Raw genomic sequence first — 8353 nt, 5'->3', positions numbered from 1 at the left:
TGCGCTATTTCTGATCACTTATTTAGTGTGATTGGTATAAATCTTAATTCACCGCGAAGAGCCCAAAACTAAAAAAGCCATTTTCCCCTCACTTATCAGGAAAATGGCTTTTTCATTGATGTTCGTTGTTTCTATTTAGCTATTTGATGCTTTGCTGGCTTTGATCGGCTCAGCTTTTTTCTCTTTTGAAGCAAGCTCAACCACTTGTTCTTTTTCAGCAGGTTTAATATCACCATTAAACTTACCGCCACGCTCAATGCTCAAGTCGTCAGTAAAGATTGTGCCTTTCACCTGACCGTTTTCAAGGATTTCAACCGAAGTAGCATGACAAGTGCCTTCGATAATACCATTGACGATCACTTTACCCGCAAAGATATCACCCGTAACTCGTCCAGATTGAGTAACCATAAGTGCTTGCTCTACGCTAACATGCCCAATGACAATGCCATCGACATGCATATCACTTTCTAGTTTAAATACGCCTTCAACTTGGCAGCCTTTCGCGATGAGCGTGGTGGCTGAATGTTTACTAGGTTTACCGTTACTTTGACCAAACAATCCCATTATTTACCTCTTGGTTATGCTGTGCAGTGTTATTTGAAACATTCACCAAACCAATGTGAACGAAGTGCGGTATTTTCCTCGATCACTGCCAGATGAACAACTTTTAACAGCATTGGAACCACCAAAAGGTGACCTAAGATCAAAAACGAAACAATAGTGAAGAATAATACCTAAAACCCTAGCCCGAAACACAACTAACAGCCACACAAAATAAATAACTTATTTTACAACCACTTAACAACAACCAGTTCACTGCTATAAGCTTTGTTTTAGCTCTGATAGCACCTCATTTAACGACGGTAAAATTTTATGTCCTAATGCGATGACCTCATCGGTTGGGGTTACTAAATCAGGAATTTGTACCATCTGTAAATTTGCTGCAACTCCGGCTCGTACGCCGTTATTTGAATCTTCAAACCCTAAACAATACATAGGATCAATATTCAGTCGCTTAGCCGCTAATAAATAAATTTCAGGATCAGGTTTGCCATACGTCACTTCACAGCCGCAAGTTAGACTATCAAAATAATCATACAGACCGGCCAGTTTAAGTTTGATTGGGGCAAGGCGTTTGTCGGTAGAGGTCGCAACAGCCATTGGGATTTGCTGACTTTTAAGCCATTCAAGGAGTTCAATCACGCCCTCTTTTACTGGGATAGCTTGATGCTCTGACACAGCATGATAATACTGCATCCACTGTTTACGAAGCTTGGGATAATCAATATCCTTGGGGTAGCCCGCTCGAATGGTGCGCTCAATCCCTTGCTCATTTTGCCCAATAATGGCTAAGTATTCAGGCTCTAAAAACTCGATACCTAAAGTATGGCAGGCTTTCTCAAAGGCTTGTAAACAAACGCGCTCTGTATCTAACAACAGCCCATCCATATCAAAAATTACTGCTTTAAACGTCATCGAGCTTTCTTGCCTATCTGTGAATTTTACTCATTAAATGGATGGCTAACTTATCACAAATCAGTGCCGTTGCGACTTAAGAAAAGAGTAATACCGATCTATTGCTCTTTTAAAGAAGGTGCAGTATTCAAATCTTCGGCTTCTCCGTCACCGAATCTTTATACATTTTGGGAGTTAAACCTGAAGCTCGCTTAAATGCGCGAGAGAAATGCGACAAATTGGCATAGCCTAATTGACTAGAAACATAGGTTAAAGAGTGCCCCTCTTCCAATAACTCACAAGCAATGGACAGCATTAGGTTTTCTTTCAGTTGTCTAAATGTGGTTTTTTCGGCTTTTAATTTTCGTTGCAAGGTCCTAACTGAGTAATCGAGCAGCTGTGCCGCGTACTCAACGCTGAGATCTTTCTCTTTTACATAGGGTTTTAATACCTCAAACACATTGTCAGTAAAACTAGTATGCCATTCCACAATCGCAGGTTTAGAGCTAAACGAACCTGAGGTTAGATGAATAGGCTGTTCAAGGATCTGTTGCGGGATGCGAATGGCTTTGTATTCCTGATCGATAAAGAGCTTACATCCTGTTGGCAAAATAGATTGAATAATATCAGTCTCTGTACCCTGAATTTTAATATTATCGGGCTGCCAACGAGAGTGAGTTAGCAGGCTCATTAGCTCAATAATATAAAGAATGGCAAATACCTCAGCCCACTGAAAATATTTGCGATCTTTTCCTACCGACTTAACACAAAACCAACTCAAACCATGTTCTTGTTTAAAGAACACATTGCTACTAGGAGTGTCGCTGCTAAAAATGGTATTGATATGAGGTAGTGCCTCACCAATGGTTTTGTACGGCTTAAACTGGTGCAGAATATAGGGAAGAATGCGACGTTTAATCGCTAGCGCAATCACCTCGGTAAACTTGGTCATTCCTAACTGATTCGAGCTTAAAAACAGTAGCCGTTTAATGGACTCAGAAGGAATAAAGTCACTTTCAGACTGAAGTAAATCCGCGGGCAGCCCGGAGTCTTCCAATAATTTATGCAGATCAACGCCATATTCACTGCACACTTCCACCAAAATTTTAGCGTAATTGGTCTGCAATACAGGCACATTAAATGCAGTCGAACTCATAAAATTCCCTTTTTATATAGTGACTTATACAGCATAGATTCAATACATTAAATTACTAGCCAACCCAACACGTAATATGACATCAAAACTTATAACGCAGAGCTCTTTATTGAGGTTGGCGTAAAGTGGTAAGCACTTTCTTTGCCGGCCATGCATACTTTTTGTTCACCACTGAATAGGAAAGAAAGATGACCGTACACTCAAAAATCCAAGACATTCAAGAATTACCCGAGCACATCGATCTGGCCACTATGATTCGAGAGCAGCTCGCAGCACTGGATACACAAAAGTAAGGCTGAGCATGTCTGACTTACTGGTTAGCGACTCAGCAAATCAAAAATGGAAAGCGAGCTTATTTAGTCTGCTTTTCATTTTAGCTTGTTTGATGATCGCATTAAGCGCAACGACAGAAAAAACGGTGAGCCTTAACTTAGAGGTATTTACAGCCATTGCACTGAGTTTAGTGACTGCTTTTATTATCTATCGCCTTGAACGTCAACATCACTATAAAACCCTGACCCTAGCGGCGACTGATAAAGTGATGGGAGTACTCATTTTAGATCCATCGCTAAAGACCGAATATGTCAATAAACAGTTTTGTCGCATCACTGGCTATGCAAGAAAGCAACTCAACACTCTTTCTGTAACAGAGCTGCCTTTTGTTCAACACACAGAGTTAATCAACACTGTGATGGCACAATTGCAGGTAAGTGACTATTGGAGCGGTGAGTTTAGTGCTATCAGCCAATTTGGTGAACCATTTAGCGTGATGCTATATGTTCTCAAACAGCGCAATAAAATGGGTGAAACAAAGCGCGTCATCATTACCTGTACCGATATCAGTAACTTAAAAAGAACACAGCAAAGGTTAATGACCTTAACCGAGAAAGATCCTCTCACCAATCACTGGAATCGTCGCCGCTTTGATAGTGCACTTAGCAAGCTCAGTAATGAGGTAAAACAAGATCCTTTATTTCATGCTTGCTTGATCATTGTGGATATCGATTATTTTAAAGACATCAATGATCTACATGGTCACGATGAAGGAGACAGAGTGTTGATTGAAGTCGCCAATACCTTAGCCAATAACAGCCGAGACAGTGATTTAGTTTGCCGAATTGGCGGGGAAGAATTTGCCGTGCTCATGCCCAGAACAAATATGGTTGATGCCATTGATGCTGCGCATCGATTAAAAGCCAGTATTCACAACAACCACAACCTAGGTGTGACCGTCAGTTGCGGAGTATCTCCAGTGCTAGAGCAAGAGCTAAAAACCTATCGCGAAGCAGACCAAGCGTTATACCGCGCTAAACGTGCTGGGCGAAACCGAGTCATGAATTCAGCCAGTGTAAAGCAAATAACACGCTGATCCACATAAGTTCTACGCTTACACAGTGGTGAGATAAGCAATCTGTTTCTACACTTCTATTTCTATTTCTATTTCTATTTCTATACTAAAAGTATCGTAATTTCATTGAGTTAAATGAGGAAAGAATGACTTCCAAACCTATAGTGCTTGTGGTTGATGATACACCAAACAATTTGGATGTTCTGACTGGCGTGCTGGAAAATGACTACCAAGTGCGTGTTGCGATCAACGGCCGACTGGCAATCAATATTGCGCAAATGCAGCCACAGCCAGATATCATTTTACTCGATATTATGATGCCAGAGATGGACGGCTATCAGGTTTGCCAAATTCTCAAATCTCAACCTAATACAGCGCACATTCCTGTTATTTTTGTCACTGCCAAAATTGCCCCAGAAGATGAAGTAAAAGGATTAGAGCTAGGCGCTGTCGATTACCTAACTAAACCGGTCACACCTGCGGTTGCACTGCGCCGAATCAAAACTCAATTGGCATTGCACGATCAACAAAAAGCTTTGTTTGAAAAAGTAAAAGAGCAAACTAAAAAGATCAACGAAGGTAAATTAGAAACCATACAAAGCCTTGGTCGCGCCGCTGAATTTAAAGACAACGAAACAGGCATGCATGTCATGCGTATGAGCCATTATTGCTACGTGTTGGCATTGGCGGCAGGTATGACAGCAGAAGATGCGGAAACCTTACGTGACGCCGCACCTATGCACGATGTAGGCAAAATTGGCATTCCAGATGAAGTGTTGTTAAAGCCAGGCAAGCTCAATGCCGAAGAGTGGAAGATCATGCAAAGCCACGTCAATATTAGCGTAGAAATTCTAGGGCAATACAGCCACTCAGAGCTACTTAAAGTGGCCATTGATGTGGCGCAAAACCACCATGAAAAATGGGACGGTACAGGTTATCCAAATCAAACCGCAGGCACTGATATTCCTCTAGTGGGTCGAATTGCCGCCATGGCCGACGTCTTTGATGCCCTCACCTCAGCCCGCCCTTACAAGCAAGCGTGGAGCGTTGAAAAAGCCATCGAACTGATCCGCAGTGAAAAAGGCAAACATTTTGACCCTATGCTGGTGGATCTATTCATCGAAAACCTTGATGAGATTTTGCGGTATAAAGAGCAGTATCAAGATCAGTAGTGTTACTTTTATCTCTTGGGTTAATCATTTCTCTTTGATTGCACTTGGTGTAATCAAAGGAAACCCTCTAGTATATAAAGCCTCTTCATAAATTAGCTTCTATATCCATCAACAAATATCGTGTACTTCGCCCCCCAGACTCAGATCTCACTAGGCAACCAAGCTCCACAAGAGTAGCTAAATGCCGTGTCGCCGTTGGTTTACTTACCTTCGCTACTTTATGGTACTGAGAAGTATTTATTCCATCAGGGAAATCCCCATCTAGCATTCTATTAAGTACCTTGGTTTGCTCTTGAGAAAGTCTACTTTGGTCGGTTTTTCTCCAAAAGTTCGTTTTAAATACGGTTTGTTCTATTTCTCTTGACGCTACATCAAATGTTTCATTCAACGTAATAAGAAACCATTTTAGCCAAGCCGTTATATCGACTCCGCCTTTCTGAGTTTTCTCCAATATTTCATAGTAACTTTTGCGGTTTGCCAGAATGGCTACTGACATTGCATAAAACCGTACTGACTGCTGCTCTGCTTGAGCCAAAGCAAGATCGGTAAGAAGTCTGGTTATTCTGCCATTACCATCATCTAAAGGATGTAAGGTTACAAACCACAGATGTGTGATCGCAGCTCTCAACAAAGGGTCGAGCGAAACATCCGTTTTTGACTCATTAAACCATTCAATAAATTTACAAAGTTCATTATCAAGAATATCTCTTGTGGGTGCCTCAAGATGCACAACGGGTTTATCTATACGTCCAGATACGACTTGCATGGGAGCGTCACCTCTTAACTGTCCACCAAGCACAGGATTAAAAAGAGTGTATCCTTCAGGAAACAGCAATGAGTGCCATTGTAAGATTCGTTTGAGGGTCAATGGGGTATCTAGATTATTCACCGCATCCAACATTATGTCTGCAAGACCATCCGTTTGCGTAGTGGTTGGAAATGGCTTTTCTTCCGTAACGCCCAATCTATTTGCAAGAGAGGATCGCACTGAAAATGCATTTAATTTCTCTCCCTCTATTGCGCTAGAATGAATAATATTAGCTAACAAGGTATCAAGTAGATTTTGAGTTTTATCAAGCGGCTGACAAAGCATCTTGCCAAGCAAAACACCTTGATTGAGACGAGTATCTCTTACAAGAGGTTCAATGACACTTCTATCCCACTTAAAGTTAGGCCATGACTCTTGTTGCCAAATCCACATAAAAGCTCCTTGATTCGAAAATAGTACATATTCAAATCACATTATGATTCGAATAAACTTAATATTCAAATCACAATGTGATTTGTTTAAGGTGTGTATTCATATCATTGACTCAAATTAGATTAAAAATATTGCCTACAGCGCTAAATAAAACAACCTTCCATCGTTTGCCTTTCGCCTCTAGAAGATCCAGCATCTACCGCATACTTTTCCCAACGAGAAACAACGCGAACCAAATTTTGAAGAATGTCGATAGCCTCTTTTTCAGTAAGTTGAAAATACGGCACACTTCTAGTGCGAGTTCTGGGGATAATTCATTACTCATATCATCAATATTTAGATGTAAACCAGTAGCATATAGAGTGGGATTAATATCATAGGCAGGAGAAAGAGCCCAGCCCCCTTTGTCAAAAGAAACCCATGATTACGCAAATGATCATCACTATTAGAGACCATTATATTAAACAGCATTCTTGTCCATAGTTGCTTCAAATCACTCTTAGTATTGCTACCATAATTAATCAGGAATTCAGCTAACTCTAAATAGCTCGCTCCGTCATCATTACCATCAAAATATTGAAGCTGAGTCATTGCAGAAGTGAAGTGAATACGACGGTTATCTGCAGTTCTATCAAATCGCTTTGTTAAGAATACATGATGCTCACCAGGGTATAAATGAAGCTCTGGGTCGATTTGATTTACGATAGGAGACTTTAACCATTCTTCATCATACGTAAAGCTAAAATGCTCTTTTTGCGCACCACTTCACTTCTCAAAGTACCCACTAAAACAGGTGTGTTCGTCTCAACCCAATCTGCGTAGACATAGATTTCCATTAATTACTTTCTCCCTGAGCGAAGAAGCTCTATATCTTGTAACTTTCTTCCTAGAGCATCATCACGAGCCACTACCTCAACATCTTCTACCAACCCCAGAACTGCAAGCACATTGACATAATGCCCAATAGAGACCGTTGGATCGCCTTTACAAATTTTGCGTAGCGTTGGCTTTGATAAACCTGTTCGCTTGTGCATGATGTCTTGTGTTAGTTTTCGCCGCTTGATCGCAAGTGTGATGTTTTCACCTAGTCGCTCTAAAGACTTTAAATGCTTGGGAAAGACAACCGCACTGCGTTTATCTAAGGATATAGAGCTCTTAGTATCTGCATTCATAGTAAAACTATTTTTTCACTTAACCACTGATAAAGGAAATTATAGTTTCACAATAAAATAAAGGCAAAGTAATATACATTATAAATATTAAGATGCTGACTTAAATTATGTTTCCATCATTTATTTCAGTTTCTACATTCAAATTACGTTCAAATCACGCTCATAAAAACAACATTCAATAGACTCCAAAGCAATAAAAACAAAAACTCCGCCAAATACACCAAGTGGCATAATATGGTAAAAGCCACCAGCGAATCTGGCCGATACTACACCTGTTCCGACAACAAACACTTTTAATTAAAACAGGTCATGTAATGAAGAAAATCGCTCTTAAGGTAATTGGATTAACAGTTTTGGCATCAGCACTCACTGGTTGTATTGGTAGCAATGCCATTACAGGGAAAGTCATGAAATTTAACGTTGAAGTTGTTGATAACCGATATGCAAGAGCGGGGGTGAACTTTTTACTAGCGCCGGTTTATGGCATTACCACTGCCGCCGATTATGTGGTGTTTAACTCACTGGAATTCTGGACAGGTAAAAACCCAATTAGCGGCTCGCCACACATCTTTGATTCAAAAGTGGATACCCACTTTGAAATGAACGATGAGCTAGACCCAAGCCTTACTGATGCGCCTATTGGGCCAATCTCGAATACTCGCACTATTGAAACAGGTGAGATGGTGCAAATTGATGAGAATACAGTGCAAATGGATATTCTGTACCAAAACGGCGATACGGCAACCCTAACCGGCATCAAGGAAGGGCAAGATGTGAGATTTTATATGGATGGCACTTTGGTATCACAAACCACAATTTCGGAGCTAGAAAGCTTCCACTCTTAAGCTA

10 protein-coding genes are annotated in these 8353 nt (G+C 40.7%); 3 read left to right on the top strand and 7 right to left on the bottom strand.

Translation table 11 applies throughout. From position 1 onward, the window contains the following. Window positions 1-135: 135 nt before the first annotated feature. The 3 genes from VHA01S_RS04995 to VHA01S_RS04985 all read right to left on the bottom strand — a co-directional run bounded on the left by VHA01S_RS04995 (window position 136) and on the right by VHA01S_RS04985 (window position 2611). Window positions 136-564, bottom strand: coding sequence for a bactofilin family protein (locus VHA01S_RS04995; RefSeq protein WP_023403263.1), 429 nt, complete (start codon window positions 562-564; stop codon window positions 136-138). 255 nt (window positions 565-819) lie between these two features. Further along, complete coding sequence (locus tag VHA01S_RS04990; RefSeq protein ID WP_023403262.1) at window positions 820-1476, bottom strand: HAD family hydrolase; 657 nt, start codon at window positions 1474-1476, stop codon at window positions 820-822. Between the two features lie 127 nt (window positions 1477-1603). Further along, entirely contained in the window at window positions 1604-2611 is a 1008-nt protein-coding gene (locus VHA01S_RS04985) for an AraC family transcriptional regulator (protein WP_023403261.1), read from the bottom strand. Between the two features lie 301 nt (window positions 2612-2912). Between VHA01S_RS04985 and VHA01S_RS04980 the strand changes: the two genes are divergently transcribed. Together VHA01S_RS04980 and VHA01S_RS04975 are read left to right on the top strand one after the other, a co-directional pair. Further along, window positions 2913-3980 (top strand): sensor domain-containing diguanylate cyclase, encoded by a 1068-nt coding sequence (locus tag VHA01S_RS04980; protein ID WP_023403260.1) that lies wholly within the window; start codon window positions 2913-2915, stop codon window positions 3978-3980. Window positions 3981-4105: 125 nt separating this feature from the next. Continuing rightward, window positions 4106-5131, top strand: coding sequence for an HD domain-containing phosphohydrolase (locus tag VHA01S_RS04975; RefSeq protein ID WP_023403259.1), 1026 nt, complete (start codon window positions 4106-4108; stop codon window positions 5129-5131). Between the two features lie 85 nt (window positions 5132-5216). On the opposite strand, the gene VHA01S_RS04970 is transcribed toward VHA01S_RS04975, so the two are convergent. The 4 genes from VHA01S_RS04970 to VHA01S_RS04960 form a co-directional block, all read right to left on the bottom strand. Next, window positions 5217-6332 (bottom strand): Fic family protein, encoded by a 1116-nt coding sequence (locus VHA01S_RS04970; RefSeq protein ID WP_023403258.1) that lies wholly within the window; start codon window positions 6330-6332, stop codon window positions 5217-5219. Between the two features lie 336 nt (window positions 6333-6668). After that, the gene (locus tag VHA01S_RS18610) at window positions 6669-7025 is read right to left on the bottom strand and encodes a HipA domain-containing protein (protein WP_240432779.1); all 357 of its coding nucleotides are present in this window, start codon (window positions 7023-7025) and stop codon (window positions 6669-6671) included. 20 nt (window positions 7026-7045) lie between these two features. Next, window positions 7046-7168, bottom strand: coding sequence for a hypothetical protein (locus tag VHA01S_RS18605; protein WP_255209302.1), 123 nt, complete (start codon window positions 7166-7168; stop codon window positions 7046-7048). A 3-nt stretch (window positions 7169-7171) separates the two neighbouring features. Beyond that, entirely contained in the window at window positions 7172-7504 is a 333-nt protein-coding gene (locus VHA01S_RS04960; RefSeq protein ID WP_023403256.1) for a helix-turn-helix domain-containing protein, read from the bottom strand. Window positions 7505-7818: 314 nt separating this feature from the next. On the opposite strand from VHA01S_RS04960, the gene VHA01S_RS04955 reads away from it, so the two are divergent. Next, the gene (locus VHA01S_RS04955; protein WP_023403255.1) at window positions 7819-8349 is read left to right on the top strand and encodes a DUF3332 domain-containing protein; all 531 of its coding nucleotides are present in this window, start codon (window positions 7819-7821) and stop codon (window positions 8347-8349) included. Window positions 8350-8353 lie beyond the last annotated feature (4 nt).

This window comes from Vibrio halioticoli NBRC 102217, assembly GCF_000496695.1.
Classification (GTDB): domain Bacteria; phylum Pseudomonadota; class Gammaproteobacteria; order Enterobacterales; family Vibrionaceae; genus Vibrio; species Vibrio halioticoli.
This window is presented reverse-complemented; position numbering and strand designations above follow the sequence as displayed.